The 25,881-nt window shown below is 68.6% G+C and carries 24 protein-coding genes; 11 read left to right on the forward strand and 13 right to left on the reverse strand.

Annotated features, from left to right (window positions below; translation table 11 throughout):
* Positions 1-66 precede the first annotated feature (66 nt).
* The 4 genes from GTY47_RS17905 to GTY47_RS17920 form a co-directional block, all read right to left on the reverse strand.
* Complete coding sequence (locus GTY47_RS17905; protein WP_010032741.1) at positions 67-576, reverse strand: hypothetical protein; 510 nt, start codon at positions 574-576, stop codon at positions 67-69.
* A 123-nt stretch (positions 577-699) separates the two neighbouring features.
* Positions 700-1,962 carry an MFS transporter gene (locus GTY47_RS17910; RefSeq protein WP_010032743.1) on the reverse strand — a complete coding sequence of 421 codons (1,263 nt, stop codon included), beginning with the start codon at positions 1,960-1,962 and terminating at the stop codon, positions 700-702.
* Between the two features lie 89 nt (positions 1,963-2,051).
* Positions 2,052-3,134: an inositol-3-phosphate synthase gene (locus GTY47_RS17915; RefSeq protein WP_010032744.1), complete on the reverse strand. Its 1,083-nt coding sequence runs from the start codon at positions 3,132-3,134 to the stop codon at positions 2,052-2,054.
* 44 nt (positions 3,135-3,178) lie between these two features.
* Entirely contained in the window at positions 3,179-3,853 is a 675-nt protein-coding gene (locus GTY47_RS17920) for a PadR family transcriptional regulator (RefSeq protein WP_010032746.1), read from the reverse strand.
* Positions 3,854-4,256: 403 nt separating this feature from the next.
* Here GTY47_RS17920 and GTY47_RS17925 point away from each other — a divergent pair, with 403 nt between their 5' ends.
* Positions 4,257-6,896, forward strand: a complete 2,640-nt coding sequence (locus GTY47_RS17925; RefSeq protein WP_010032748.1) for a transglycosylase domain-containing protein — start codon at positions 4,257-4,259, stop codon at positions 6,894-6,896.
* Between the two features lie 118 nt (positions 6,897-7,014).
* A complete protein-coding gene (locus tag GTY47_RS17930; protein ID WP_029180682.1) occupies positions 7,015-8,526 on the forward strand; it encodes a glycosyltransferase 87 family protein in 1,512 nt (503 codons plus the stop codon).
* 81 nt (positions 8,527-8,607) lie between these two features.
* Here the strand turns inward: GTY47_RS17930 and GTY47_RS17935 are convergent, their stop codons facing one another.
* From GTY47_RS17935 to GTY47_RS17945, 3 genes are all read right to left on the reverse strand, one after another.
* Positions 8,608-9,639, reverse strand: a complete 1,032-nt coding sequence (locus tag GTY47_RS17935; protein WP_010032753.1) for an alanine racemase — start codon at positions 9,637-9,639, stop codon at positions 8,608-8,610.
* A 96-nt stretch (positions 9,640-9,735) separates the two neighbouring features.
* Complete coding sequence (femX, locus tag GTY47_RS17940; protein WP_010032754.1) at positions 9,736-10,857, reverse strand: peptidoglycan bridge formation glycyltransferase FemX; 1,122 nt, start codon at positions 10,855-10,857, stop codon at positions 9,736-9,738.
* Positions 10,858-11,023: 166 nt separating this feature from the next.
* Positions 11,024-11,341, reverse strand: a complete 318-nt coding sequence (locus GTY47_RS17945; RefSeq protein WP_010032756.1) for a hypothetical protein — start codon at positions 11,339-11,341, stop codon at positions 11,024-11,026.
* Positions 11,342-11,604: 263 nt separating this feature from the next.
* On the opposite strand from GTY47_RS17945, the gene rpsF reads away from it, so the two are divergent.
* The 4 genes from rpsF (at position 11,605) to rplI (ending at position 13,303) form a co-directional block, all read left to right on the forward strand.
* A complete protein-coding gene (rpsF, locus tag GTY47_RS17950; protein ID WP_003991486.1) occupies positions 11,605-11,895 on the forward strand; it encodes a 30S ribosomal protein S6 in 291 nt (96 codons plus the stop codon).
* Positions 11,896-11,966: 71 nt separating this feature from the next.
* Entirely contained in the window at positions 11,967-12,557 is a 591-nt protein-coding gene (locus tag GTY47_RS17955) for a single-stranded DNA-binding protein (RefSeq protein WP_010032761.1), read from the forward strand.
* Between the two features lie 44 nt (positions 12,558-12,601).
* Entirely contained in the window at positions 12,602-12,838 is a 237-nt protein-coding gene (rpsR, locus tag GTY47_RS17960; protein WP_003949403.1) for a 30S ribosomal protein S18, read from the forward strand.
* An 18-nt stretch (positions 12,839-12,856) separates the two neighbouring features.
* Positions 12,857-13,303 (forward strand): 50S ribosomal protein L9, encoded by a 447-nt coding sequence (gene rplI / locus GTY47_RS17965; RefSeq protein WP_010032778.1) that lies wholly within the window; start codon positions 12,857-12,859, stop codon positions 13,301-13,303.
* A 154-nt stretch (positions 13,304-13,457) separates the two neighbouring features.
* On the opposite strand, the gene GTY47_RS17970 is transcribed toward rplI, so the two are convergent.
* On the reverse strand, positions 13,458-14,795 hold the full coding sequence (locus tag GTY47_RS17970; RefSeq protein WP_029180683.1) for an MATE family efflux transporter: 1,338 nt from the start codon (positions 14,793-14,795) through the stop codon (positions 13,458-13,460).
* A gap of 460 nt (positions 14,796-15,255) precedes the next feature.
* Here GTY47_RS17970 and dnaB point away from each other — a divergent pair, with 460 nt between their 5' ends.
* On the forward strand, positions 15,256-16,737 hold the full coding sequence (dnaB, locus tag GTY47_RS17975; protein ID WP_010032782.1) for a replicative DNA helicase: 1,482 nt from the start codon (positions 15,256-15,258) through the stop codon (positions 16,735-16,737).
* An 82-nt stretch (positions 16,738-16,819) separates the two neighbouring features.
* The gene (locus tag GTY47_RS17980; protein WP_029180684.1) at positions 16,820-18,205 is read left to right on the forward strand and encodes a serine hydrolase domain-containing protein; all 1,386 of its coding nucleotides are present in this window, start codon (positions 16,820-16,822) and stop codon (positions 18,203-18,205) included.
* 58 nt (positions 18,206-18,263) lie between these two features.
* Here GTY47_RS17980 and GTY47_RS17985 read toward each other — a convergent pair whose 3' ends face one another.
* A complete protein-coding gene (locus GTY47_RS17985; protein WP_010032787.1) occupies positions 18,264-18,716 on the reverse strand; it encodes a GNAT family N-acetyltransferase in 453 nt (150 codons plus the stop codon).
* Positions 18,717-18,756: 40 nt separating this feature from the next.
* Entirely contained in the window at positions 18,757-19,221 is a 465-nt protein-coding gene (locus GTY47_RS17990) for a MarR family transcriptional regulator (protein WP_010032788.1), read from the reverse strand.
* Positions 19,222-19,364: 143 nt separating this feature from the next.
* On the opposite strand from GTY47_RS17990, the gene GTY47_RS17995 reads away from it, so the two are divergent.
* Together GTY47_RS17995 and GTY47_RS18000 are read left to right on the forward strand one after the other, a co-directional pair.
* Complete coding sequence (locus GTY47_RS17995) at positions 19,365-20,573, forward strand: MFS transporter (protein ID WP_010032791.1); 1,209 nt, start codon at positions 19,365-19,367, stop codon at positions 20,571-20,573.
* 79 nt (positions 20,574-20,652) lie between these two features.
* Positions 20,653-21,075, forward strand: coding sequence for a heme-binding protein (locus tag GTY47_RS18000; protein WP_010032792.1), 423 nt, complete (start codon positions 20,653-20,655; stop codon positions 21,073-21,075).
* 72 nt (positions 21,076-21,147) lie between these two features.
* Here the strand turns inward: GTY47_RS18000 and GTY47_RS18005 are convergent, their stop codons facing one another.
* Entirely contained in the window at positions 21,148-22,014 is an 867-nt protein-coding gene (locus tag GTY47_RS18005) for a GNAT family N-acetyltransferase (protein WP_029180685.1), read from the reverse strand.
* A gap of 536 nt (positions 22,015-22,550) precedes the next feature.
* On the opposite strand from GTY47_RS18005, the gene GTY47_RS18010 reads away from it, so the two are divergent.
* Positions 22,551-24,152 (forward strand): globin domain-containing protein, encoded by a 1,602-nt coding sequence (locus GTY47_RS18010; protein ID WP_078602707.1) that lies wholly within the window; start codon positions 22,551-22,553, stop codon positions 24,150-24,152.
* Positions 24,153-24,165: 13 nt separating this feature from the next.
* Here the strand turns inward: GTY47_RS18010 and GTY47_RS18015 are convergent, their stop codons facing one another.
* Together GTY47_RS18015 and GTY47_RS18020 are read right to left on the reverse strand one after the other, a co-directional pair.
* Positions 24,166-24,648, reverse strand: coding sequence for an NUDIX hydrolase (locus tag GTY47_RS18015; RefSeq protein WP_010032803.1), 483 nt, complete (start codon positions 24,646-24,648; stop codon positions 24,166-24,168).
* 133 nt (positions 24,649-24,781) lie between these two features.
* Positions 24,782-25,687, reverse strand: coding sequence for a LysR family transcriptional regulator (locus GTY47_RS18020; protein ID WP_010032810.1), 906 nt, complete (start codon positions 25,685-25,687; stop codon positions 24,782-24,784).
* Positions 25,688-25,881: the final 194 nt, after the last annotated feature.

Genomic DNA, 25,881 nt, shown 5'->3' on the forward strand with positions numbered 1-25,881 from the left:
CATGACCCCGGAGACGGACCGAGGGGCGGTGTTTCACGTGAAACACCGCCCCTCGCCGTGTCTGCCTTACTTCTTGTCCTTCAGGCAGAGCAGGAAGTCCTTGCCGTCACCGCTCTCGGTGTACGTGTACTGGAAGTCCTTGGCTTCGGCCTCGCACTTGCTCGACGCCAGGGTCTGCGTGAGGTACGAGCCCTCGATCTTGGCGAGCACCTCGTACTGAGCCTTCGCATCGCTGCACTCGACGACTTCGAGGTCCGGGTTGTTGTCGTTGGTGCTGCCGCGGTGCATGCAGTCGCCCACGGACGCCGTATTGGCGTCGTCCCGGCTGGTTATGTAGCCGCCGATGGCTATGCCCGCCACCGCGATGACGATGGCGATGTTCTTGATGGTCTTGAAGCTGAGCTTGCGGCCGGTCGGCTGAGGCGGAACCGGAGCGTACGGAGCCGCACCCTGGGGCGGGAAGCCAGGCTGGCCGGGCTGCTGGGGGTAGCCGCCCTGCGGCGGGTACGGGGCCTGGGGCTGACCCGCGGGCTGGCCCTGTGCGAACGGGTTGCCCTGGGGCGGCGGAGTAGTCACTTGGGGGTCCCCCTAGAACATGGTTGAGTGACGCGAACATGTCGCGAGATAAGACCCACGTAAGGTAGCGGTCCCACTGACACCGCAGTAGCCGGATGTGGCTCTGTGTCATTGATGTGACACTTACTGGCGGCCAAACCGGCCCATAGTCACAGCTACTGCCGCGTAGATAACGGCGATCGTGATCACCAGCGGCACGGATCGACCGTCCGGTGGCAGCATCAGGGCGGCGACGGCGGCGGCGCCGACGAAGGAGACGTTGAAGAGGACGTCGTAGACCGAGAAGATCCGGCCACGGAATCCGTCCTCGACGGAGGACTGGACGATCGTGTCCGTGGCGATCTTCGCCCCCTGGGTGGTCAGACCCAGGACGAAGGCCGCGGCCAGCAGAGGCGCAGCGGCGAACGGCAGCCCGAGAGCGGGCTCCAGCAGCGCGGCGGCCCCCGCGCACACGACGATCCAGCGGCCCGGCCCGAGTCGGCCCGCGGTCCAGGGCGTCACTACGGCCGCCGCGAAGAATCCGGCGCCGGAGACAGCCAACGCCAGGCCCAGCAGGGCGAGTCCGTCGTCCGTGGTCGTGGTGAGCGCGTACCGGCAGAGCATCAGCAGCATCACCAGCAGGGCGCCGTAGCAGAAGCGCATCAGCGCCATGGCCGCGAGCGCCCAGGCCGCTTCCCGGCGCTGTTGCGCGGCCAGGTGACGTACGCCCGCCACCAGGTCGCGAGCAGTGCTCGTGAGAGCCGTCGCGATGCGCTCACCCGCCCATGTCCGGTCCGGACCGAGGAGTTCCCGCGCCATGCTGAGCGATCCCAGGGCAGCGCACAGATACAGCACGGCTCCCACGAGCACCACGGCGGCGTCGGAGTCCGCCACCACCAGGCGGACGACGAAGGCGAGACCGCCGCCCGCGGTCGCCGCCAGTGTTCCGGCGGTCGGGGAGAGGGAGTTGGCGATGACGAGGCGCTCGGCGTCGACCACGCGGGGCAGGGCGGCGGACAGGCCGGCCAGGACGAAACGGTTGACAGCGGTGACGCACAGGGCGGAGACGTAGAAGAGCCAGTCCGGAGCGGGGCTGAGTATCAGCAGGGCCGTGGCGCAAGCCAGCAACGCGCGCAGCAGGCTGCCGTACAGGAGGACCTGGCGGCGCCGCCAACGGTCCAGCAGGACACCGGCGAAAGGGCCGACGAGGGAGTACGGGAGCAGCAGCACCGCCATGGCGGAGGCGACCGCGGCCGCCGAGGTCTGCTTCTCGGGCGAGAAGACCACGTACGCGGCGAGCGCGACCTGGTAGACACCGTCGGCGCCCTGGGAGAGCAGTCGCACGCCGAGCAGGCGCCTGAAGCCCTGGAAGCGCAACAGGACACGCAGGTCACGGACTACGGCCATGGGGCACAGCCTCACATACGGAGAGGGTCCCCGGGTCGTACGACCCGGGGACCCTCACAGCCCTGGCAGGAGCGACTGGTTGCGGCGCCTCAGCGCTCGACCTCACCCTTGATGAACTTCTCGACGTTCTCACGGGCCTCGTCGTCGAAGTACTGAACGGGCGGGGACTTCATGAAGTAGCTCGACGCGGAGAGCACGGGGCCGCCGATGCCGCGGTCCTTGGCGATCTTCGCGGCGCGCAGGGCGTCGATGATGACGCCGGCGGAGTTCGGGGAGTCCCAGACCTCCAGCTTGTACTCCAGGTTCAGCGGGACGTCACCGAAGGCGCGGCCCTCGAGGCGGACGTAGGCCCACTTGCGGTCGTCCAGCCAGGCGACGTAGTCGGACGGGCCGATGTGGACGTTGTCCGCACCCAGGTCGCGATCGCGGATCTGCGAGGTGACGGCCTGCGTCTTGGAGATCTTCTTCGACTCGAGGCGGTCGCGCTCGAGCATGTTCTTGAAGTCCATGTTGCCGCCGACGTTCAGCTGCATCGTGCGGTCCAGGATGACGCCCCGGTCCTCGAACAGCTTTGCCATGACGCGGTGCGTGATGGTGGCGCCGACCTGGGACTTGATGTCGTCGCCGACGATCGGGACGCCCGCCTCGGTGAACTTGTCGGCCCACTCCTTGGTGCCGGCGATGAAGACCGGAAGGGCGTTGACGAAGGCGACCTTGGCGTCGATGGCGCACTGGGCGTAGAACTTCGCCGCGTCCTCGGAGCCCACGGGCAGGTAGCAGACGAGGACGTCGACCTGCTTGTCCTTCAGGACCTGGACGACGTCGACCGGCTCCTCGGCGGACTCCTCGATGGTCTCGCGGTAGTACTTGCCGAGGCCGTCGAGCGTGTGGCCGCGCTGGACCGTCACACCGGTGCGGGGCACGTCGCAGATCTTGATGGTGTTGTTCTCGGAGGCGCCGATGGCGTCCGCCAGGTCGAGGCCGACCTTCTTGGCGTCCACGTCGAACGCGGCGACGAACTCGACGTCGCGGACGTGGTAGTCGCCGAACTGGACGTGCATCAGGCCCGGCACCTTGGACGCCGGGTCGGCGTCCTTGTAGTACTCGACTCCCTGCACCAGCGATGCGGCGCAGTTGCCCACACCGACGATGGCTACGCGAACCGAACCCATTCCGGTTGCTCCCTGTGTGTACGAGTGAGGCCCTGGGCGGGCTCTCACGTGGCGGTGTCGCCGGGCGTATCCGGACGGGGGTCGTCCCCCGGCCGGGGCAGGCCGCCCGACGCTCCAGATGTGGTGTCACGCGAACCGGGCTCCCCCGAGGCGGGACCCTTCAGGTCCCGACCCGCCCGCTCGCTCTCGATGAGCTCGTTCAGCCAGCGCACTTCGCGCTCCACGGACTCCATCCCGTGGCGCTGGAGCTCAAGCGTGTAGTCGTCGAGGCGCTCCCGGGTCCGGGCCAGGGAGAGGCGCATCTTCTCCAGGCGCTCCTCCAACCGGCTGCGGCGGCCTTCCAGAACGCGCATGCGGACGTCGCGTGAGGTTTGCCCGAAGAAAGCGAAACGGGCGGCGAATGTCTCGTCCTCGTACGCGTCGGGCCCGGTCTGTGAGAGCAGCTGCTCGAAGTGCTCCTTACCCTCCGCCGTCAACCGGTAGACGATCTTGGCGCGGCGGCCGGTGAGGGGAGCGGCCTCGGTGTCGTTCCCCGGCTCCTCGATCAACCAGCCGTTGGCGACCAGCGTCTTGAGACAGGGATACAGCGTCCCGTAGCTGAACGCACGGAACACACCCAGTGACGTGTTGAGCCGTTTGCGCAGCTCATAGCCGTGCATCGGAGATTCGCGGAGCAGGCCGAGTACGGCGAACTCGAGGATCCCGGAACGCCGGCTCATCGTCGCCTCCTCTCTGCCGCGGTACCGATGCCTCGGGTCGATGTGTCGGCCCGATGTGTCGCGCTGATGTATCGACTCGATACATCACGACGATAGAACGGCCTTCCGGATGCGACAAGAGGGGGTGTGGTGAACGGGATCACATCACCGATTCATCGGACGCGAGTTGCCTGATTTGAGGGGAACTTCTGGCCTCGGCAGGTTTTGACGGTGCGTAGTCTGTGCGCCATGCACATCACCGGGAACCAAGTGGCGCCTGAGGGCGTCGTCGTCTTCGGTGTAGTACGGGTGCATGCGGGACCGATGAATGCGGAGCCGACCGCATCCGTACTTCGGGGGGACCGGAAACCAGCCGCCGTTTCCAGGCGCGCAAGGGTGCGCCTGCCCGAGGAGTAGTCGTTCGATGAGCGAGCACCGTCGCAAACCGCCGCAGCCGCAGGGAGGCGGACGTGCCGCGGCCCGACGCGGCCAGTCCGGCTCGGCCTCCGGCCGCCGCGCGGCCCCGCGAGGCGCCACCGGGTCTCCGTCCGACTCCTATGGGTCGGACTCCTACAGCTCGGGGGGTGAGGAGCGCCCGTACGGCGGTCGTGCCGAGGCCCGGCGTGCGGCGCAGAGAAGCACGGGAGGCGGCCGACGCAGAGCGGCCGAACCGGCCCGTGGCGGCCGGCGCGCCGCCCCCGGAGGGTCGGCCGGGCCCGGGCGAGGCAGGGGGCGGGCGGCTGCCGTCTCCGACAAGAAGCGGCTGATCGACTATCCGCGGGCCGGTAAGTACGGCTGGCAGCGCTGGCTGCCGTCCTGGAAGCTCGTCTCCGGTCTGTGCATCGGCTTCTTCGGCAGCCTGGTGGCCGTGGCGGGCATCGGGTACGCCATGGTGGGCGTCCCCAACGAGGAGAACGCGGCGGCCCTGTCGCAGAACAACGTCTACTACTGGGCCGACGGCAGCCAGATGGTCGCGGCGGGCAGCGGCCAGAACCGGCAGAACGTCACGATCGAGCGCATCCCCAAGGCCATGCAGTGGGCGGTGATCTCGGCCGAGAACAAGAGCTTCTACCAGGACTCCGGCGTCGACCCCATGGGTATCGCCCGGGCCCTGGCGAACATGGCCCGGGGCGGTGACACGCAGGGTGGTTCGACGATCACCCAGCAGTTCGTCAAGAACACCTACCTGAGCCAGGAACAGACGATCACCCGGAAGTTCAAGGAGATGTTCATCTCCATCAAGGTGGGCACGAAGCTCTCCAAGCCGGAGATCCTCCAGGGCTACCTGAACACCTCGTACTACGGCCGTGGTGCCTACGGCATCCAGGCCGCCGCCCAGGCCTACTACGGCAAGGAAGCGAAGGACCTCAAGCCGAGCGAGTGCGCCTTCCTCGCCGCCCTGCTCAAGGGCCCGACGTACTACGACCCCGCGGGCAACGAGAGCATCGACGAGTCGGCGAACGCGGACGCCAACCGCAAGCGCTCTGAGACGCGCTGGCGCTGGATCCTCGAGCAGATGCACAACGACAAGAGGATCACGGACGCCGAGTACCAGGAGGCGATCAAGAAGTACCCGATGCCCCAGGGCCGCAAGGCGACCAAGGGCATGAGCGGCCAGATCGGCTACCTGGCGGACACGGCCAAGAAGTACGTCCTGAACCACTCCAACATCACGGAGAAGCAGTTCGACCAGGGCGGCTACCAGATCAGGACCACCTTCGAGAAGGCCAAGGTCGAGGCGCTGGCCAAGGCCGTGAAGAAGGTCGAGAAGGAAAAGCTGAACCCGGAGAAGCGTGAGCTGGACAAGCACGTCCAGTTCGGCGCGGCGTCGGTGAAGCCCAAGGACGGCGCGATCGTCGCGCTCTACGGTGGTGCGGGTTACGAGAACGGCCACTTCAACAACAACGCGGACACCTCGGGTGTCCCGGTCGGTTCGACGTGGAAGCCGTTCGTGCTCGCCGCCGCCATGGAGCACGGCACCTACCGGAGCGACGGTCCCCTCTCGCCGTTGAGCAAGTACAACGGCAACGACCACCTCAAGGTCCGGAACAACGACGGCTCCTACGTCCTGAAGAAGGACAACACACCGTTCTTCCAGGAGAACGAGAGCGACCACCCCTGGGGCTACATCACCTTGCGCAAGGCGATGGAGCAGTCCGTCAACACCCCGTTCGTCCAGCTCGGCATGGACGTCGGGATGAGGAACGTGCGGGACGTGGCCGAGAAGTCCGGCATCCTGGACGCCAGTTTCGCCACCCTCAACCCGTCGTTCGCGCTCGGTACGTCGACTCCCAGCGCGATCCGCATGGCCGATGCCTACGCGACGTTCGCCGCCGCCGGCAAGCAGGCCTCCCCGTACTCCGTGACCAGCGTCAAGTTCAACGGGCAGGAAGTCGAAGGCTTCGACAAGCCGCGCATCACGCAGGCGATGCCCGAGAACGTGGCCAACAACGTCACGGACGTCCTGGAGAACGTCATCCAGAACGGTACGGGTAAGAACGCCCTGGCCCTGGGCCGTACGGCGGCGGGTAAGACCGGTACCACGGACGAGAACAAGTCGGCCTGGTTCGTCGGCTACACCCAGCAGCTGTCCACCTCGGTCGCGATGTTCCGTGAGGATCCCAAGAGCGCCAAGCTGCTCTCCATGAACGGCACGGCGGGTGAGGAGTCCATCCACGGTGGTGACACTCCCACCCAGGTGTGGACCGAGTACATGAAGGCCGCGCTGAAGGGGGAGCCCGATCCCGGCTTCCCGGAGGCCGAAAGGATCGGCGAGATCCAGCACGAGGTGGGCGCCCCGTCGCCGACCCCGACCCCGAGCGTGGAGCCCAGCGAAACCGCGACCGAGTCGCCGAGCGCCACGCCCAGCGAGAGCCCGACGCCGTCTCCCTCGCCGAGCGACACCTGTGGATTCTTCGGGTGTGAGAACGACGGCGGTACGGAGAACGGCGGCGGCACAGGCGGAGACGTGACGCCCTCGCCCTCGCCGAGCGATACGAGCGAGAACGGCGGCAACACCAGAGGCAACGGCAACGGAGGCATCTTCGGAGGCCCCGCCGGATAGCCGGCCGATCGCCTTTGGGTGTTTCACGTGAAACGCGAAGATGTTTCACGTGAAACACGGGCCGCCGCACCTACCCGGTGCGGCGGCCCTCGGCGTATTGATAGACGCGTACGGCAGGATGTGCGGCATGCCCAGTGCAGAATCGACGCGAGCGAGCGTCCACGAGCCGGACCCGGTGCGGCCGACCCAGGAGGACGAGGTCGCCGCGGCCGGCAGCGAGCTGATCGGCGGCCCGCTCGGGCGGCGTGCCCTGCTCGGGGCGTCCTGGTGGACTCCCGTGCGGGTGATCGCGCTGGTGGCGATCGGCATGTTCGCCCTCGGCCTGGTCCAGAAGGCGCCCTGCTACAACGGCGCCTGGTTCTTCGGTGCCAGCTCCCAGTACACGCACGCGTGCTACTCGGACATCCCGCACCTCTACCAGGGGCGTGGCTTCGCCGACGGGCTCGTGCCGTACTTCGACAAGCTCCCCGGCGACATGCAGTACCTGGAGTACCCGGTGCTCACCGGTGTCTTCATGGAGGTCGCCTCCTGGCTCACGCCAGGCAGCGGCACCATCCAGGACCAGGAGCAGTGGTACTGGATGGTCAACGCCGGAATGCTGATGGTGTGCGCGTCGGTCATCGCCGTCTGCGTGACCCGCACGCATGCCCGGCGCCCCTGGGACGGCCTGCTGGTCGCCCTGGCACCTGCCTTCGCGCTGACGGCGACCATCAACTGGGACCTGCTGGCGGTCGCCCTGACGGCCGCGGCGATGCTGATGTGGTCGCGCGGACGCTCCCTCGCCTTCGGCGTCCTGCTGGGACTCGCCACGGCCGCGAAGCTCTACCCCTTCCTGATCCTCGGGCCGCTGCTGGTGCTGTGCTGGCGCGCGGGCAAGTGGCGTGAGTTCGGGGCCGCCCTGGGCGGGGCGATCGTCGCCTGGGTCGTCGTGAACGGGCCGGTGATGCTCTTCGCGTTCGAGGGCTGGTCGAAGTTCTACACGTTCAGCCAGGAACGAGGCGTCGACTTCGGCTCCTTCTGGCTGATCATGGCCCAGAACTCGGACAACCCCCTTAGCATCGACACCGTCAACACGCTCGCCACGCTGCTGATGCTGGTGTGCTGCGCGGGTGTCGCGGTGCTGGCGCTGACCGCGCCGCGCCGCCCGCGGTTCGCCCAGCTCGCCTTCCTGATCGTCGCGGCGTTCATCCTCACCAACAAGGTCTACTCGCCGCAGTACGTCCTGTGGCTGGTGCCCCTGGCCGCCCTGGCCCGGCCGAAGTGGCGGGACTTCCTGATCTGGCAGGCCTGCGAGGTGGCGTACTTCCTGGGGATCTGGATGTACCTCGCGTACACGACCAGCGGAGACGCCCACAAGGGACTGCCCACCGACGGCTACCACTGGGCCATCGGCCTGCACCTGCTGGGCACGCTGTATCTCTGCGTCATGATCGTGCGAGACATCTTCATGCCGGAGCGGGACCCGGTCCGACGGTCCGGGGACGACGACCCCTCGGGCGGAGTGCTCGACGGCGCGGAGGACGTCTTCGCCCTGGGCCCCGCGGCCCGTCCCGCCCGGCACGCGGCCGCTCAGTTCGACGGTCCGCAGGTCGAGTGGGGCAGGCAGGGCGCGACAGGCGGTTCGCTCTGAGCGAACGATGCGAAAGGCCGTACACGGGAAACCGTGTACGGCCTTCTTGCTGCGCTGGTCCTGGGAGTGCGTGCGCGCCGGTCAGCGGTCCACGATCCGGTCGAACTGCGTGGTGGTGTGCCGCAGATGGGCCACCAGCTCCTCGCCCACCTTCGGCTCCGGCGCGTCCGCGGGCACGAACAGGATCGAGACCTGCATGTGCGGCGGCTCGGCGAACCAGCGCTGCTTGCCGCCCCAGACGAACGGAGAAAGGTTCCGGTTGACCGTCGCGAGGCCGGCCCGGGCGACGCCCTTGGCGCGCGGCATGACGCCATGCAGCGCCTTGGGGGCCTCCAGGCCCACCCCGTGCGACGTACCGCCCGCCACGACCACCAGGAAGCCGTCGGAGGCCGCCTTCTGCTGCCGGTAGCCGAAGCGCTCGCCCTTGGCCACGCGCGTGACGTCCAGGACCGCGCCGCGGTACTCGGTGGCCTCGTGGTCCCCCAGCCACAGCCGCGTGCCGATGCGGGCACGGAACCGGGTCTGCGGGAACTGCTGCTGGAGCCGGATGAGTTCCTCGGCCTTGAGGTGGCTGACGAACATGGTGTGCAGAGGCAGCCGGGCGGCGCGCAGCCGGTCCATCCAGCCGATGACCTCCTCGACCGCGTCCGAGCCGTCGGTGCGGTCCAGCGGCAGGTGGATCGCGAAGCCTTCCAGCCGGATGTTCTCGATGGCGGCGTGCAGCTGGGGCAGATCCTGCTCGCCGATGCCGTGCCGCTTCATCGAGGACATCACCTCGATCACCACACGGGCACCGACCAGGCCGTACACGCCGTCTATCGACGAGACCGAGCGGATGACCCGGTCCGGCAGGGGCACGGGCTCCTCGCCGCGCCGGTACGGCGTCAGCACCAGCAGGTCACCGCTGAACCAGTCCTTGATCCGGGCGGCCTCGTACGTCGTGCCGACGGCGAGGACGTCCGAGCCCAGCCGTGTGGCCTCCTCCGCCAGCCGCTCGTGCCCGAAGCCGTAGCCGTTGCCCTTGCAGACCGGCACGAGGCCGGGGAACTGCTCCTGCACGTGCTTGTGGTGCGCCCGCCAGCGCGCGGTGTCGACGTAGAGCGTGAGCGCCATGGCCGGACCTGGAACCTTTCTCGCGGTTGCCGTGAATCAGTGGTTGCCGTTGTCAGAGGGTGCCGTATCAGAGGTATAGAAGCACTGAACGTGACATCAGCGGCGCGACATGTAGATGTCGAGCGCCTTGTGCAGCAGCTTGTTCAGCGGGAAGTCCCACTCGCCGAGGTACTCGGCGGCCTGTCCGCCGGTGCCCACCTTGAACTGGATCAGGCCGAAGAGGTGGTCGGTCTCGTCCAGCGAGTCGGAGATGCCGCGCAGGTCGTAGACGGTGGCGCCGAGCGCGTAGGCGTCGCGCAGCATCCGCCACTGCATCGCGTTGGAGGGCCGGACTTCACGGCCGATGTTGTCGGAGGCGCCGTAGGAGTACCAGACGTGCCCGCCGACGATCAGCATCGTCGCCGCCGACAGGTTCACGCCGTTGTGCCGGGCGAAGTACAGCCGCATGCGGTTGGGGTCCTCGGTGTTGAGGGCCGTCCACATGCGCTGGAAGTACGACAGCGGGCGCGGCCGGAAGTGGTCGCGCACGGCCGTGATCTCGTACAGCCGCTGCCATTCCTCAAGGTCCTGGTAGCCGCCCTGGACGACCTCGACGCCGGCCTTCTCGGCCTTCTTGATGTTGCGGCGCCACAGCTGGTTGAAGTTCTTGTGGACCTCTTCCAGGGAGCGGTTGGCCAGCGGCACCTGGAAGACGTAGCGGGGCTGGACGTCGCCGAAGCCGGCGCCGCCGTCCTCGCCCTGCTGCCACCCCATGCGGCGCAGTTTGTCGGCGACCTCGAAGGCGCGCGGCTCGATGTGGTCGGCCTCGATGTCGCGCAGCCTCTTCACGTCAGGGTTCTGGATGCCCTGCTTGATGGAGGTGGCCTCCCAGCGCCGGATGACCACCGGCGGGCCCATCTTCACCGAGAAGGCGCCCTGCTGCTTCAGGTGCGCCAGCATCGGCTCGATCCACTCCTGGAGATTCGGCGCGAACCAGTTGATGACCGGGCCCTCGGGCAGATAGGCGAGGTAGCGCTTGATCTTGGGAAGCTGCCGGTAGAGGACCAGACCGGCACCGACCAGCTCGCCCGTCCTGTCGTCGAACCATCCGAGGTTCTCGGAGCGCCACTCCGCCTTGACATCAGCCCAGGCCGGGACCTGCATGTGGCTCGCCGACGGCAGGCTCTGGATGTAGGCCAGATGCTGCTCTCGACTGATGGTCCTCAGGGTCAGGCTCATTTCGGGGCGCTCCTCGGGCTGGTGTGTCCCCATGGGGTCAGGGGCTCCGGCTCTCGCGCGAAGCCTACTGCGCCTTGGATGCGCGCCGGTTGGGCGTACGGAACCTTCGCCCCGGCCGTGGGCGGCCGGGGCGTCACCCGGTGTTCAGAAGGGGATGTCCCTGGCGTCAGTCGATGAGACCGCCGAAGAGACCGCCGTGCGCCATGCCCAGGAAGAACCCGACGCCTGCGGCACCGAGGCCGAGGATCAGGCCGAAGCGCTCCCTGGTCGTCTCCGAGACCCACTGGCCGTACGCGCCGGTGAGAATGCCCACCAGGCCGGTCCAGGAGCTGAGCAGGTGCAGGTCCTCGTCGACGAGTGCCGTGATGAACGACGTGATGCCCAGGACCAGGGTCACCGCGAGCAGGGCGTCCTGGAGTGGGTGGGGCTTGCCGTCCGTGGCGAAGAGGCCGCCGGCGGTGTTGGGTCGCAATGCCTGTGCCATAGGGCACCTCCTGCGAAAGTCGGCGCATCGTAGCGCCATACACACCCGATGTGTACAGATTGGCTGCCCTCGCGGCCGGATTTCAACCGCAAGCCACTGTGCGGGTAGTCTGTACCGTCCGCACCGGTGTCTGCCCATGTCACGACAGGGGCTTCTCGACAGAACCCCCGACTGTCAGTGGTGGCCGATACCGTTGCTACGCATCACAACCCTCCTGCCACGGAACGACCGTGGCCGCTGAGTCCAAAGGAGGTGGGTTCCACATGCGTCACTACGAGGTGATGGTCATCCTCGACCCCGACGTCGAGGAGCGCGCTGTCTCCCCGCTGATCGAGAACTTCCTCTCTGTCGTCCGTGACGGCGGCGGAAAGGTCGAGAAGGTCGACACCTGGGGCCGTCGTCGTCTCGCGTACGAGATCAAGAAGAAGCCCGAGGGCATCTACTCGGTCATCGACCTTCAGGCTGAGCCTGCGGTCGTCAAGGAGCTCGACCGCCAGATGAACCTGAACGAGTCGGTCCTCCGGACCAAGGTCCTCCGTCCCGAGACCCACTGAGCTCTCCCGCTCAGCTGATTCCGGGATTCGAGTAGCAAGCAGCCAGAGCAAACCCGCCGAGAGGTTCCCCCATGGCAGGCGAGACCGTCATCACGGTGGTCGGCAATCTTGTCGACGACCCCGAGCTGCGCTTCACCCCCTCCGGTGCGGCCGTCGCGAAGTTCCGTGTCGCGTCCACTCCCCGCACCTTCGACCGCCAGACGAACGAGTGGAAGGACGGCGAGAGCCTCTTCCTGACCTGCTCGGTCTGGCGTCAGGCGGCGGAGAACGTCGCCGAGTCGCTCCAGCGAGGCATGCGCGTCATCGTGCAGGGCCGGCTGAAGCAGCGGTCCTACGAGGACCGTGAGGGCGTCAAGCGCACGGTCTACGAGCTGGACGTCGAGGAAGTCGGCGCCAGCCTGCGCAATGCCACGGCCAAGGTCACCAAGACCACCGGCCGCGGTGGCCAGGGCGGCTACGGCGGCGGTGGCGGTGGCGGCCAGGGTGGCGGCGGCTGGGGCGGCGGCCCCGGCGGCGGCCAGCAGGGCGGCGGCGCTCCCGCTGACGACCCGTGGGCGACCGGCGCTCCCGCCGGTGGCAACCAGGGCGGTGGCGGCGGCTGGGGCGGTGGCTCCGGCGGCGGCCAGCAGGGCGGCGGCTACTCGGACGAGCCCCCCTTCTAGGGCGGGTTCGCACCCCAACTTCTTGATCACACAGGAGATACACCATGGCGAAGCCGCCTGTGCGCAAGCCGAAGAAGAAGGTCTGCGCATTCTGCAAGGACAAGGTCACGTACGTGGACTACAAGGACACGAACATGCTGCGGAAGTTCATTTCCGACCGCGGCAAGATCCGTGCCCGCCGCGTGACCGGCAACTGCACGCAGCACCAGCGTGACGTCGCCACGGCCGTCAAGAACAGCCGTGAGATGGCGCTGCTGCCCTACACGTCCACCGCGCGATAAGGGAAGGGTGACCGACACATGAAGATCATCCTCACCCACGAGGTCTCCGGCCTCGGTGCCGCGGGCGACGTCGTCGACGTCAAGGACGGTTACGCTCGCAACTACCTGATCCCGCGGAAGTTCGCTATCCGCTGGACCAAGGGTGGCGAGAAGGACGTCGAGCAGATCCGTCGTGCTCGCAAGATCCACGAGATCCAGACCATCGAGCAGGCCAACCAGGTGAAGGCCCAGCTCGAGGGCGTCAAGGTCCGCCTGGCTGTCCGCTCCGGCGACGCCGGTCGTCTCTTCGGTTCCGTCACCCCGGCCGACATCGCTTCCGCGATCAAGGCTTCCGGTGGCCCCGAGGTCGACAAGCGCCGCATCGAGCTGGGCTCGCCGATCAAGACGCTGGGCGCTCACGAGACGTCCGTGCGTCTGCACCCCGAGGTTGCCGCCAAGGTCAACATCGAGGTCGTCGCGGCCTGAGTGCCGCGCTCGCTGAAGCAGTGAGCGATGGGGTCGCACCTTTCACGGGTGCGGCCCCATCGTCGTTTCGGCCCCATCGTCGATGTGGCCCGTCGTCGTTTCACGTGAAACACCGTGTTTCACGTGAAACAGCAGTGAGGGCCGAGTCCGGCGGTCAGCGGGTCGCGCCCGTCACGATCCAGCGGCCCGAGCGGGTCCGGAGCCACAGCGTCAGCATCCGCACGGTCATCATCAGCGTCATGGTGGCCCAGAGGGCGGTGAGTCCACCGCCCAGTACTGGCACCAGCAGGGCGACCGGGGTGAAGACCGCCAGAGTGAGCAGCATGGCCCAGGCCAGGTAGGGGCCGTCACCGGCGCCCATCAAGACTCCGTCCAGGACGAAGACGATGCCGGAGATCGGCTGCGAGAGGGCGACGATGAGCAGGGCGGGCAGCGCCACGTCCTTGACCGTCGCGTCACTGGTGAACAGGGGCAGGAATGCCGGTCGGGTGATGACGACCAGGATGCCGAGAACGACCCCGACGGCGATCCCCCACTCGACCATGCGACGGCACGCGTCGCGGGCACCTTGCGCGTCACCGGCTCCGAGGTAGCGACCGATGATCGCCTGTCCCGCGATGGCGATGGCGTCGAGGGCGAAGGCGAGCAGGCTCCACAGGGACAGGATGATCTGATGTGCGGCGATGTCGGCATCCCCGAGACGGGCGGCGACCGCCGTGGCGATCATCAGGATCGCTCGCAGGGAGAGGGTGCGAACCAACAGGGGCACACCGGCCTGTGCGGAGGCCCTGATGCCTGCGGCGTCCGGGCGCAGCGAGGCACCGTACCGGCGCGCCCCGCGCAGAACCACGGCGAGGTAGACCAGGGCCATGCCCCACTGGGCGATGACGGTGCCCCAGGCGGAGCCGGCGATCCCCAGGTCGGCGCCGTAGACGAGCCCCGCGTTGAGGGCGCCATTGGCGACGAAGCCGGCGATGGCCACATAGAGAGGCGTTTTGGTGTCCTGGAGGCCGCGCAGCACGCCGGTCGCGGCGAGGACGACGAGCATGGCCGGTATGCCGAGCGTGGAGATGCGCAGGTACGTGGTCGCATAGGGAGCCGCCGCGTCGGAAGCGCCGAAGAGGTCCACGACAGAGGATGCCGTCGGCAGGACGACGGCGACGACGGCAGCGCCGAGGAGCAGGGCCAGCCAGATACCGTCCATGCCCTGGCGAATGGCGGCCTGGAGATCACCCGCGCCGACGCGGCGGGCGACCGCCGCTGTCGTGGCGTAGGCGAGGAAGACGAAGACACTGACGGCGGTCATCAGCAGGGCCGAGGCGACGCCGAGGCCGGCGAGTTGGGCCGTGCCCAGATGGCCCACGATGGCGGTGTCGGCCATGAGGAAGAGGGGCTCGGCGACGAGGGAGCCGAAGGCCGGCACGGCGAGAGCGACGATCTCTCGGTCGTGCTGTCTCCGGCCGGTTCTGCGGCGCGCGGGGGCCTGTGTCATGTGCACCAATCTAATCGTCCACAGGTAAGAGATGCAACGGCCTTGTGGCCCTTACTTTCCGTCCAGGGGTGCGCACTGCTGTACACCGTTCGAAGCGATCTTGCGCCGGTCGGGGAAGTTTTTCTTCTGCACAGCCGGTGGACGGCAAATCCGCAGGTCACAGCAGCCTTTCCCGGGCAGCTCGCTGCTTGTTCACAGGCCTGTCCACCGGGTCGTGCACAGGTTTTGAGGAGTTCTCCACAGCATCTGGGCCGTCGTCCACATGGCCTGTGGATAACCAGATTGGCTGACGGTGCCGACAGGCCTAACGTGGTCCGGCGCCCGCTCCGTCTGCCGGTTTTCAAAATGTCACAAAACCGGCGTTGGTCAACCGGAGTTGGGCGTCTCATTTGTCAGTGCCGTGCCGTAGAAAAGAGGGGCACGGCGAGGTCTGCTGCGGCGGACGGGAGGAGGTGGCTCGGTGAGCATTTCCGAGCCCTTGGACGACCCGTGGGCCGACAGCGGTCCCAGTGATCGTCTGCCCGCCTCCCGCCGACGTGGCGACGGAGCCCGTGGCCGCGACGAACAACACGAGCGCGGCAGGGACAACGGGGCCTGGGACGGCGGCGCCGCCCCGACGTTCGAGCGGGTACCGCCGCAGGACATCGAGGCCGAGCAGTCCGTCCTCGGCGGCATGCTGCTCTCCAAGGACGCCATCGCCGACGTCGTCGAGATCCTCAAGGGCCACGACTTCTACAAGCCGGCCCACGAGACGATCTACCAGGCCGTCCTCGACGTCTACGCCAAGGGCGAGCCGGCCGACCCCATCACGATCGCCGCCGAGCTCACCAAGCGCGGCGAGATCAACAAGGTCGGCGGGGCCTCGTATCTGCACACCCTCGTCCAGACGGTGCCCACGGCCGCCAACGCGGCCTACTACGCGGAGATCGTCCACGAGCGGGCCGTGCTGCGCCGCCTGGTCGAGGCGGGTACGCGCATCACGCAGATGGGATACGCGGCCGACGACGACGTCGACGAGATCGTCAACCGCGCCCAGGCGGAGGTCTACGCGGTCACCGAGCAGCGCACCAGCGAGGACTACCTGCCGCTCGGCGACATCATGGAGGGCGCGCTCGACGAGATCGAGGCGATCGGCTCGCGCAGCGGTGAGATGACCGGCGTGCCCACGGGGTTCACGGACTTCGACTCGCTCACCAACGGGTTGCACCCGGGCCAGATGATCGTCATCGCCGCGCGTCCCGCCATGGGTAAGTCGACGCTCGCGCTGGACTTCGCGCGGGCCGCCTCGATCAAGAACAACCTGCCGAGCGTGATCTTCTCGCTCGAAATGGGACGCAACGAGATCGCGATGCGTCTGCTGTCCGCCGAGGCGCGAGTCGCCCTGCACCACATGCGGTCCGGCACGATGACGGACGAGGACTGGACGCGCCTGGCCCGGCGGATGCCGGACGTCTCGGCCGCCCCGCTCTACATCGACGACTCCCCGAACCTGTCGATGATGGAGATCCGCGCCAAGTGCCGCCGCCTCAAGCAGCGCAACGATCTCCGGCTGGTGGTCATCGACTACCTCCAGCTGATGCAGTCCGGCGGTTCCAAGCGGGCCGAGAGCCGTCAGCAGGAGGTCTCGGACATGTCCCGTAACCTCAAGCTGCTGGCCAAGGAGCTGGAGATCCCGGTCATTGCGCTCTCCCAGCTGAACCGTGGTCCCGAGCAGCGCACGGACAAGAAGCCGATGGTCTCCGACCTGCGTGAGTCGGGTTCCATCGAGCAGGACGCCGACATGGTCATCCTGCTGCACCGCGAGGACGCCTACGAGAAGGAGTCACCGCGCGCGGGCGAGGCCGACCTGATCGTGGCCAAGCACCGAAACGGTCCGACGGCGACGATCACGGTCGCCTTCCAGGGTCACTACTCGCGGTTCGTGGACATGGCGCAGACCTGATCCGGTGCCGACGCAGACCTGAATCGGTGGCGACGGCGAAATGAGGTCGACTCGGTCGTGCCCGGCCAGGTGGACTTGGCCCATGACGACACCTCAGGAAGAGCTGCTTCCAGCAACGAGTCGTGCGCTGCTGCACCGGATCGCCGTGGCACAGGCCGAGGGGCGGGCGCCGTCGCTGGTCGCGTCCGTCGTCCGGGACGGCCGGGCGGTGTGGCACGGTGCCCGCACATCGGTGGACGGGCAAGTGCCCGACGAGAACGTCCAGTACCGCATCGGCTCGATCACCAAGACCTTCACCGCCGTTCTCGTGATGCGCCTGCGGGACGAGGGGCTGCTCGGGCTCGGGGATCCACTGGAGAAGTTCGTGCCGGGTACCGGCGCGGGGGAGGCGACCATCGCCGAACTGCTCGCGCACACGGGCGGGCTGGCGGCCGAATCGCCCGGCCCATGGTGGGAACGCACGCCCGGATCCCTGCGGCCGGAACTGTCCGACGTGCTCGGTGAGCAGCCCCTTCTGCACCCCGTCGGCCGACGGCACCATTACTCGAACCCCGGCTACACGTTGCTGGGCGCACTCGTGGAGGAGCTGCGGGGGATCTCCTGGGAGGAGGCACTACGGCGTGAAGTGCTCGAACCACTGGGGCTCGACCGGACAACCGTGCGACCGCAGGCCCCGCACGCGGGTGGCTGGGCCGTGCATCCCTGGGCCGATGTTCTGCTGCCCGAGCCCGCCGAGGACCTCGGTCGTATGGCACCCGCCGGTCAACTCTGGTCGACCACGGCAGACCTGGCCCGTTTCGCGGCCTTCCTGGTGAAGGGCGACGAGAGGGTGCTGAGTGCAGAGTCCGTGTGCGAGATGCGGACTCCGGCGGCGCCGGCGGAAGCGGTGGACGTGATGTCCGGTGACGCCTACGGCCTCGGCATGCAGATCCAGCGTCGGCACGGTCGGCTGCTCGTGGGGCACAGCGGATCCCTGCCGGGCTTCCTGGCGAGTGTGAGCATCAGCGTCGAGGACGACGTAGCGGCGGTCGTCCTGGCCAACTGCACCTCAGGCCCACTGGTCTCCGGCGTCGCCGCCGATCTCGTCCGTATCGTCGCAGAGGCGGAGCCACGCATCCCCGACGCCTGGATTCCGATGCGTGCGGTCGATCCGTCGGTGCTGGAGCTGACGGGGCAGTGGTACTGGGGGACGTACGCCTTCGCCCTGCGGCTCACGGCCGACGGGCTCGCCTCGCTGGAGCCGCTTTCCGGCAACGGGCGGCGCTCGCGGTTCCGTCCGAACGGCGACGGCACCTGGACCGGGCTGGAGGGCTACTACGCCGGGGAGCTGCTGAAGGCCGTACGGCGCCCCGACGGGTCCGTGAGCCATCTGGACCTCGGCTCGTTCGTGTTCACGCGGCAGCCGTACGACGAGGCGGCCCCGGTGCCCGGTGGGGTCGACCCTGAGGGGTGGCGCGGCATCGGATAGGCGGTGACATGACTGGGCGCCCTGTTTCACGTGAAACAGGGCGCCCACGCGCATCCGGTCACAGCGGGAGCTTGAAGCCCGTGTGGGAGGCCGTGAAGCCGAGTCGCTCGTAGAAGCGGTGGGCGTCGGTGCGGGTCTTGTCGGAGGTCAGCTGGACCAACTGGCAGCCCTGATGCCGGGATTCGTCGATCGCCCACTCGATGAGCCGTGTTCCCAGGCCGCTGCCGCGCTCCTCGGCGTGGACGCGTACGCCCTCGATGATCGACCTGGTCGCACCGCGACGGGACAGCCCCGGAACGATCGTGAGCTGGAGCGTGCCGACGACGCGGCCTTCCCGGACCGCCACGACCAGGCGCTGATTCCGGTCGGCGCTGAGCCGTTCCAGCGCGGCCAGGTACGGGGTGAGGTCGTCGGGTGACTCGCGCTGTGCGCCCAGGGGGTCGTCCGCGAGCATGGCGACGATCGCCGGCACGTCGTCCGCGACGGCAGCACGTATCTCAAGATCTCCCATGACCGCACCCTACGCAGAGACGCCCGGTGCGGAGTCCGGCTTATGCGGGCACCGGAGTCTTCAGAGTCTCCACGACCCGGACCAGCGGGGCCAGTTCGGGATTCTTCGCCGCCTCGTCGAGGGCCTCGCGCAGCGCGGCGTCGTTGGTCGGCCGGGCCTCTTCGAGCAGCTTGAGGCCCGCCTCGGTGACGTTCGTGTAGATGCCCCGGCGGTCGGTGGGGCAGAGGTAGCGCTCCAGGAGTCCGCGGTCCTCGAGCCGGGTGACCAGACGCGTGGTGGCGCTCTGGCTGAGGACGACGGCGTCGGCGACCTGCTTCATCTGGAGATGCCCTCCGTCCCCGTCGTGCTGCCGGCTGAGCACGTCAAGCAGGGAGTACTCGCGCACGCTCAGGTCGTGCTTGGCCTGCAGGGCGCGCTCGATGTGGGCCTCGATCCTCCCGTGCAGGAGGGAGAGGGCGCACCAGCTCTGGGCGAGAGCGGTGAGCGCGGGGTCCGTCGCTGTCATTGGCGTTTCCTCCGTCCCGGAGCGGCTGACCTCCAGGATAGAGCAGGAGCGCAATTGACGGCGGTTGCATATATCCCGCGTCTGCAATTATTGTGGGCGCACGCAAAGCGCTCCTGCAATCGTCTGGGAAGGTGTACCCCTCCATGCCTCTCGCGCTTCTGGCCCTCGCGATCGGGGCCTTCGGAATCGGAACGACCGAGTTCGTGATCATGGGCTTGCTGCCCGAGGTCGCGGGCGACTACGGGGTCTCCATTCCCACCGCCGGGTACCTGGTGACCGGCTACGCGCTCGGGGTCATGTTCGGCGCCCCGCTGATGACCGTGGTGGGCACCAGGATCTCCCGCAAGCGGATGCTGATGTTGCTGATGGGCCTGTTCATCGCCGGCAACCTGATCTCGGCACTCGCTCCCGCCTTCTCCGTCATGCTGATCGGCCGGATCGTCGCCTCGCTGGCCCACGGCGCCTTCTTCGGCATCGGCTCGGTCGTCGCGGCCGACCTCGTCGCCCCGGACAAGAAGGCCGGAGCCATCGCGATGATGTTCACCGGTCTGACCGTCGCCAACGTCGTCGGCGTCCCGCTGGGCACCCTCGTCGGGCAGTCCGTCGGCTGGCGGGTGACCTTCGGTATCGTCGCCGCCCTCGGGGCCGTCGGCCTGGCCGGCATCGCCCGGCTCGTCCCCGACATGCCCAAGCCGGAGGGAGTGCGCCTGCGGCACGAGCTCGCCGCCTTCAAGAACGTGCAGGTACTGCTCGCGATGGCGATGACCGTACTCGGCTTCGGCGGCGTCTTCGCGGCCATCACCTACATCGCTCCGATGATGACGCACACCGCGGGCTTCGCCGACGGCTCCGTCACCTGGCTGCTGGTCCTCTTCGGCCTCGGCATGGTCGGTGGCAACCTCGTGGGCGGCAAGTTCGCCGACCGCGCCCTGATGCCCATGCTGTACGTGTCCCTCGGTGCCCTGGCCGTCGTCCTGGCGCTGTTCACCCTCACCGCGCACGACAAGCTGCTGTCGGCCGTCACGATCGCCCTGATCGGCGCGCTGGGCTTCGCCACCGTCCCGCCGCTCCAGAAGCGGGTCCTTGACCAGGCGCACGGTGCCCCCACGCTGGCCTCCGCCGTGAACATCGGCGCCTTCAACCTCGGCAACGCTCTGTCCGCCTGGCTCGGCGGCCTCGTGATCGCGGCGGGCTTCGGCTACACCGCCCCCAACTGGGTCGGTGCCGCCCTGGCCGGGGGAGCCCTGGTCCTGGCCTTCCTCTCGGCCGCACTGGAACGCCGTACCGGTGCTCCCAGCACCGTCGTCACGGGATCCGCGCCGACCGAGCAGCGGACCGCCGCCCATCACTGAGCCACCGGGTCGGCCAGGCTCACCGCCTTCTCCGACCCGGACCAGCATGATCAGCGAATTTTCCTAGGAGAACTCCCCCATGAGCACCACCACCGCGGTCGCGCCGCTGACCACCCAGGACGCCGACGTCCTCGTCACCGCCGCCCGGCGTGCCGCCGAGGCAGCAGGTGTCACCGTCAGCGTCACCGTCCTGGACGCCGGCGGCCATCTGCTCGCCTTCCGGCGTGACGACCGTGCCGTGCTGATCTCCGGCGAGACCAGCACCCGCAAGGCCTACACGGCTCTCCAACTGAACGCGCCCACCGCCGACCTCGTCGACGCCGTGCAGCCCGGAGGCCTCTTCCACACTCTGCCCACCGCGCTCGACCGGCCGCTGTTGTTCATCGCCGGCGGCGTGCCGGTGCACCGTGACGGCCGGCTGATCGGGGCGATCGGTGTCGGCGGCGGTGCGCCGGAGCAGGATCACGCCTTCGCCACGACCGCCCTGAAGGCCCTCGCCTGACCGGGCCCTTCAGCGAGGCGACGCCGGTTCCCCGAAACTCAGGGGGGCCGGCGTCGTCGTATCGGGGGCTCGTCAGCCCGCCGCGACCGTGACCGGGGCGAACCGACGGCTCCAGTCCCCGGGCAGCTCGGTGATCCCGTAGGTCATCACCGAGTTGAAGGCGGCGGACGCCAAGCCCCGCTCCTTCGCCCACGCGAGCAGCTCTGTGTGCCGTACGTCGATGTCGGTGCGCAGGGGACGGTCGATGTGGGCGGCGAGGGAGGCGATGAGGGCCTGGGCGACCGACGTGTCACGTGCGATGAGCGGACCGATGACATGGGTGTCCATGTTGGGCCAGGCGGCCGCGTATCCGATGATCCCCCCGTCCTCCTCCGCCACGCGCAACTGGTCGGCGAAGGCCGGCAGTCGGGTGACGATGTGGGTGCGGTCGGTCCCGAACGCCTGCTCGTCGAGCCGGAGGATCGCAGACAGGTCCTCGGCGGTCGCGGCACGGGTGGCGACCGCCGGCTGCGGCCCGCCAGGAGTGAAACGCCCGCACACCATCTCCGCCCGCCCGGTGACCTTGAAGCCGAGTTCCTCGTAGAGGGGTCGGCCGTACGGCGTCGCATGCAGGGTGAGGGGCGTGGGGCCCATCGCGGAGATGACGTGGCGCATCAGCCGACGTCCCACGCCGTGCCGGGTGTGCCGTTCGGCGACGAGGACCATGCCGATCGCCGCGAGGGCGGGGCGCTCCTGCGGTCCGTACTCGGTAACGACACAGGCGCTCACGAGGCCGCCGTCGGGGTCGTCGATGCCGTAGCCCTTCCCGGCCGTGAGGAGGAAGCCCCACTTGTGCTCCTCCCGTGGCCACCCCCGGTCCTCGGACAAGTCGGCGCAGGCGGCGAGATCGCGGAGCGTCAGACGGCGGATGGGCAAAGAGGCAAGGGAAGGAGTCGGCACGCAGGTCAGGCTGTCCGACCGAAGCCCCTGACGTCCACCTCTTTCCCTGGACACATACGAGCTTTTGGCCAGTTGTAGCCGACTGAACAGAGCACGGACAGACGCCGGACGTTTCACGTGAAACACCGGCGCGGCGCCCGGTATTGACCGCGCTCTGGCAGTTCGCGCCGTGCCCTCATTCGTGACGGGGCAAGGGGGGACTTGTGTGCGCAGCGGTGGCCGGTAGGGTCGACTCCGGTTCATGTCCGGGGCGGCTGACCCGTTCTGAGTGGGCCGCGTACAGGGCAATGCAGCCTAACGGGACGGAGAGATCGAAAACCCGCGTTTCCGGATATGCGACTGAGCCGCCCAGGCGAGTGGGAAGCTCGGGTGGGAGTACTGCGGCCAATGTCACACTCTTGCCTTACTTGTCCGTACAGAGCTGGAACACGGGTTGAATGTGGCCGCATTGGCCGCGACACCGGATGGGAACGCCGTCCGTCCACGGGGGAAAGCAGGCACCTTCCGACTGGGGAAGTGCGCAGACCGACCGAAAGATGCTCGAGGCGAGGCACACCATGGACGCTCCGACCACCACGTCGGCCGACAACGGCACTTCTGGCGGCGGGGGCGACTGGTTCACGCCCCGCAACAAGCCGACGTCGACGCCGGACAACGAGCCCGGGACGGCGGAGGGCCGTCGACCTGCGGTGATACGCCCAGTGGGTCGGCAGACGGCCGACCCGGAAGCGCCGACAGACGGCGCGGCGGCCCCGCCCGCCTCGACGACAGACAGCGCGAACACCGGTGTACCGGACCAGGAGCGCGGATCCCCTGAGGCGATAGCCGGGCCCGCCTCCATGCCCCCACCCACCGCCTCCTCGCCCGCGGCCTCGTCACCACGACCCGCGCCCACGCCGGTCACACCGGCCCCGGCGCCCTTCGCCTCCGCCACGGCTCCTCCCGCCGAGCCGCGTGTCCCCGCCCAGCGGCCCGCACCTGTGTCGTCCCCAGGGCCGGCCCGCTCAGCCCCGGACACGGAAGCGTCCCCCGACGCCGTCCTCATCCGCCGCGCGATGGCAGAGATCACGCCCGTGGCCGACAAGGTCACCTCGTACTTCTACGCCCTGCTCTTCGTCCGCCACCCCGACCTGCGCTCGCTCTTCCCGGCCGCGATGGACACCCAGCGGGACCGGCTGCTCAGGGCGCTGCTCACGGCCGCCGAGCACATCGACAACACCGATGTCCTGGTCGACTACCTCCAGAACCTCGGCCGGGGCCACCGGAAGTACGGAACGCGGGCCGAGCACTACCCGGCCGTCGGCGAATGCCTGATCGGCGCGCTCAGCAAGTACGCCGCCGGGGTCTGGGACGCGGAGATGGAAGCGGCCTGGGTGCGGACGTACACCACGATCTCCCAGGTCATGATCGACGCGGCGGCCGCCGACGAACTGCGTGCTCCGGCCTGGTGGTACGCCGAGATCGTCACCCACGACCTCAGGACCCCGGACGTCGCGGTCGTCACCGTCCGCCCCGACCAGCCCTACCCCTTCCTCGCCGGGCAGTACACGAGCCTGGAGACCCCGTGGTGGCCCCGGATTTGGCGGCACTACTCCTTCGCCTCGGCACCCCGCTCCGACGGCCTGCTGTCGTTCCACGTGAAGGCCGTCCCGGCGGGCTGGGTCTCCAACGCCCTGGTGCACCGCGCCCGCCCCGGTGACATCGTCAGGCTCGGCCCGCCCGCCGGTTCCATGACCGTGGACCACACCACCGACAGCGGACTGCTCTGCCTGGGCGGCGGCACCGGTATAGCGCCCATCAAGGCGCTGGTCGAGGACGTCGCCGAGCACGGGGAACGCCGGCCGGTCGAGGTCTTCTACGGCGCCCGTACCGACCATGATCTGTACGACATCGACACCATGCTCCGCCTCCAGCAGAGCCACCCCTGGCTCTCGGTCCGCGCGATCATCGACCAGCAGGCGCACCAGCAGCTTCCGGACGCGGTACGTGCCTTCGGGCCGTGGAACGAGTACGACGCCTATCTGTCGGGCCCGCCGGGGATGATCCGCAGTGGTGTGGACGCCCTGCGGGACATCGGCATCCCGTCGGAGCGCATACGGCACGACTCCGTGGAGGAACTGGTCGCGGCCGGTTCCTGATCCGCCGCCGGTATCAGCCCAGGTCGGGGGCGTGCATGGCGCGCACGCCCTCGATGTTGCCGTCCAGGTAGTGCCGCAGCGAGAGCGGCACGAGGTGAACGGAGGCGATGCCCACCCGGGTGAAGGGCACACGCACGATCTCGTACTCGCCGACGGGTTCGTCCACCTCGGGGCCGTGGCGGAGGGAGGGATCCATGGACTCCAGGCGGCAGACGAAGAAGTGCTGCACTTTCACACCCGTCGCGCCGCCGTCCTCCCCGATGTGCTCCACGGTGTCCACGAAGCAGGGCACGACGTCGGTGATCTTCGCGCCGAGCTCCTCGTACACCTCGCGGTGCAGGGCATCGACAACGGTCGGGTCGTCGGGCTCGACCCCGCCGCCGGGAGTGAGCCAGTAGGGATCCATGCCCGGCTTGGTGCGCTTGATCAGGATCAGGTCGTCCCCGTCCAGCAGAACGGCACGGGCGGTGCGCTTGACCACGGGTCGGACGGTCATGGGTGAAATGTGGCCCGGCTGGTTCCACGTGAAACATCGCGAAAAGTCACCGGTCGAGCTCCCAGAGTGAGGCGCTGTCCGGGCAGCCGGCATGCGCGCCCGCGCAACCCGTCACCCGCGCCCGGGGGCCTCCTCAGCACCAGTCGGCCGCCGCCCGCTGCAACCACTCGTGGGCCCGGGCGATGTGGGGCATCGCGAGCGTCCCGGTGCGCACCACCAGGAAGTACGTGCGCAGCGGCGGCACCGCCGGCTCATGCAGGGCGACGACGTCACCCCGCTCCAACGCGGCCACGCACAGATAGCGGGGCAGCACCGCCAGGCCCGCGCCCGCGATCGCGCACGCCAGAACCGCACGCAGGTCGGGGACGACGACAGTGCCCGGGGCGGCTGGGCGCGAGTCGAAGACGGAGGCCCAGTAGCGGGAGACGAACGGCAGCGACTCGTGCACCTCGACGACGGGCACCTGCTCCAGGGCCGGTTCCGGCTTGCGGTCGGGCTGCCCGGCACCGATCTGTTCGGCCCAGCGCGGGGCGGCGACGAGGACGTGCTCCTCGTCGCAGAGCGCAGTCGCCGTGAGCAGGGCACCGCGCGGACGGGCCGTGCTGATGGCCAGATCATGGTGCCCGGCGGAAAGCCCTTCCAGCGTTTCCTCGACATTCCCGAAGGAGGCGCGCAGAGCGAAGCCCTGGCCGTCCTCTCCGGTCAGCTCCGTGAGGGCGGGCAGGGCTCGTTCGGCGGTGAACTCCGGGGGTCCGGCGAGGTGCAGCGTCCGTAAGGAGGAGTCGTCGTCGAGGCCGGTCTCGGCTATCTCCACCAAGGCGTCCAGATGCGGGGCGGCCTTGTGGGCGAGTTCGTCGCCGATGCTGGTCGGAGTCACGCCGCGGGCCTGCCGCAGGAACAGGGGGCGGCCCAGCTGCCGTTCCAGCGTGCGAATCTGCGAGGTGACGGCCGGCTGGGAGAGGCCGAGCAGGGCGGCGGCGCGGGTGAAGGAGCCGGCCCGGTGCACGGTCACGAAGGTCCGCAGCAAGGCCAGATCCACCGTGCGCCCTCCCCTCTTCGGCCCCGCTCCCGGCCCCCGACCGCGCCCAACTATAAATAAGTCGATAGGTCTCTGTCGCTACTGTGATTGGACACTGACAGAGAGTCAACTAGCCTTGGTCGCGCGGTTCTTGCGCGCGGAACCGGGGGACGGTCCGAGCCACGAGGGGGGAGGCTCGGACCGTCCGTGGGGGA

It is taken from the genome of Streptomyces sp. SID5464 (assembly GCF_009862985.1).
GTDB lineage: Bacteria > Actinomycetota > Actinomycetes > Streptomycetales > Streptomycetaceae > Streptomyces > Streptomyces chartreusis_D.

Coding starts and splice junctions, on each gene's coding strand:
- GTY47_RS17910 (WP_010032743.1), bottom strand. CDS start 1,962: ATGGCCGTAGTCCGTGACCTGCGTGTCCTGTTGCGCTTCCAGGGCTTC.
- GTY47_RS17915 (WP_010032744.1), bottom strand. CDS start 3,134: ATGGGTTCGGTTCGCGTAGCCATCGTCGGTGTGGGCAACTGCGCCGCA.
- GTY47_RS17920 (WP_010032746.1), bottom strand. CDS start 3,853: ATGAGCCGGCGTTCCGGGATCCTCGAGTTCGCCGTACTCGGCCTGCTC.
- GTY47_RS17925 (WP_010032748.1), top strand. CDS start 4,257: ATGAGCGAGCACCGTCGCAAACCGCCGCAGCCGCAGGGAGGCGGACGT.
- GTY47_RS17930 (WP_029180682.1), top strand. CDS start 7,015: ATGTGCGGCATGCCCAGTGCAGAATCGACGCGAGCGAGCGTCCACGAG.
- GTY47_RS17935 (WP_010032753.1), bottom strand. CDS start 9,639: ATGGCGCTCACGCTCTACGTCGACACCGCGCGCTGGCGGGCGCACCAC.
- femX (WP_010032754.1), bottom strand. CDS start 10,857: ATGAGCCTGACCCTGAGGACCATCAGTCGAGAGCAGCATCTGGCCTAC.
- GTY47_RS17945 (WP_010032756.1), bottom strand. CDS start 11,341: ATGGCACAGGCATTGCGACCCAACACCGCCGGCGGCCTCTTCGCCACG.
- rpsF (WP_003991486.1), top strand. CDS start 11,605: ATGCGTCACTACGAGGTGATGGTCATCCTCGACCCCGACGTCGAGGAG.
- GTY47_RS17955 (WP_010032761.1), top strand. CDS start 11,967: ATGGCAGGCGAGACCGTCATCACGGTGGTCGGCAATCTTGTCGACGAC.
- rpsR (WP_003949403.1), top strand. CDS start 12,602: ATGGCGAAGCCGCCTGTGCGCAAGCCGAAGAAGAAGGTCTGCGCATTC.
- rplI (WP_010032778.1), top strand. CDS start 12,857: ATGAAGATCATCCTCACCCACGAGGTCTCCGGCCTCGGTGCCGCGGGC.
- GTY47_RS17970 (WP_029180683.1), bottom strand. CDS start 14,795: ATGACACAGGCCCCCGCGCGCCGCAGAACCGGCCGGAGACAGCACGAC.
- GTY47_RS17980 (WP_029180684.1), top strand. CDS start 16,820: ATGACGACACCTCAGGAAGAGCTGCTTCCAGCAACGAGTCGTGCGCTG.
- GTY47_RS17985 (WP_010032787.1), bottom strand. CDS start 18,716: ATGGGAGATCTTGAGATACGTGCTGCCGTCGCGGACGACGTGCCGGCG.
- GTY47_RS17990 (WP_010032788.1), bottom strand. CDS start 19,221: ATGACAGCGACGGACCCCGCGCTCACCGCTCTCGCCCAGAGCTGGTGC.
- GTY47_RS17995 (WP_010032791.1), top strand. CDS start 19,365: ATGCCTCTCGCGCTTCTGGCCCTCGCGATCGGGGCCTTCGGAATCGGA.
- GTY47_RS18000 (WP_010032792.1), top strand. CDS start 20,653: ATGAGCACCACCACCGCGGTCGCGCCGCTGACCACCCAGGACGCCGAC.
- GTY47_RS18010 (WP_078602707.1), top strand. CDS start 22,551: ATGCTCGAGGCGAGGCACACCATGGACGCTCCGACCACCACGTCGGCC.
- GTY47_RS18015 (WP_010032803.1), bottom strand. CDS start 24,648: ATGACCGTCCGACCCGTGGTCAAGCGCACCGCCCGTGCCGTTCTGCTG.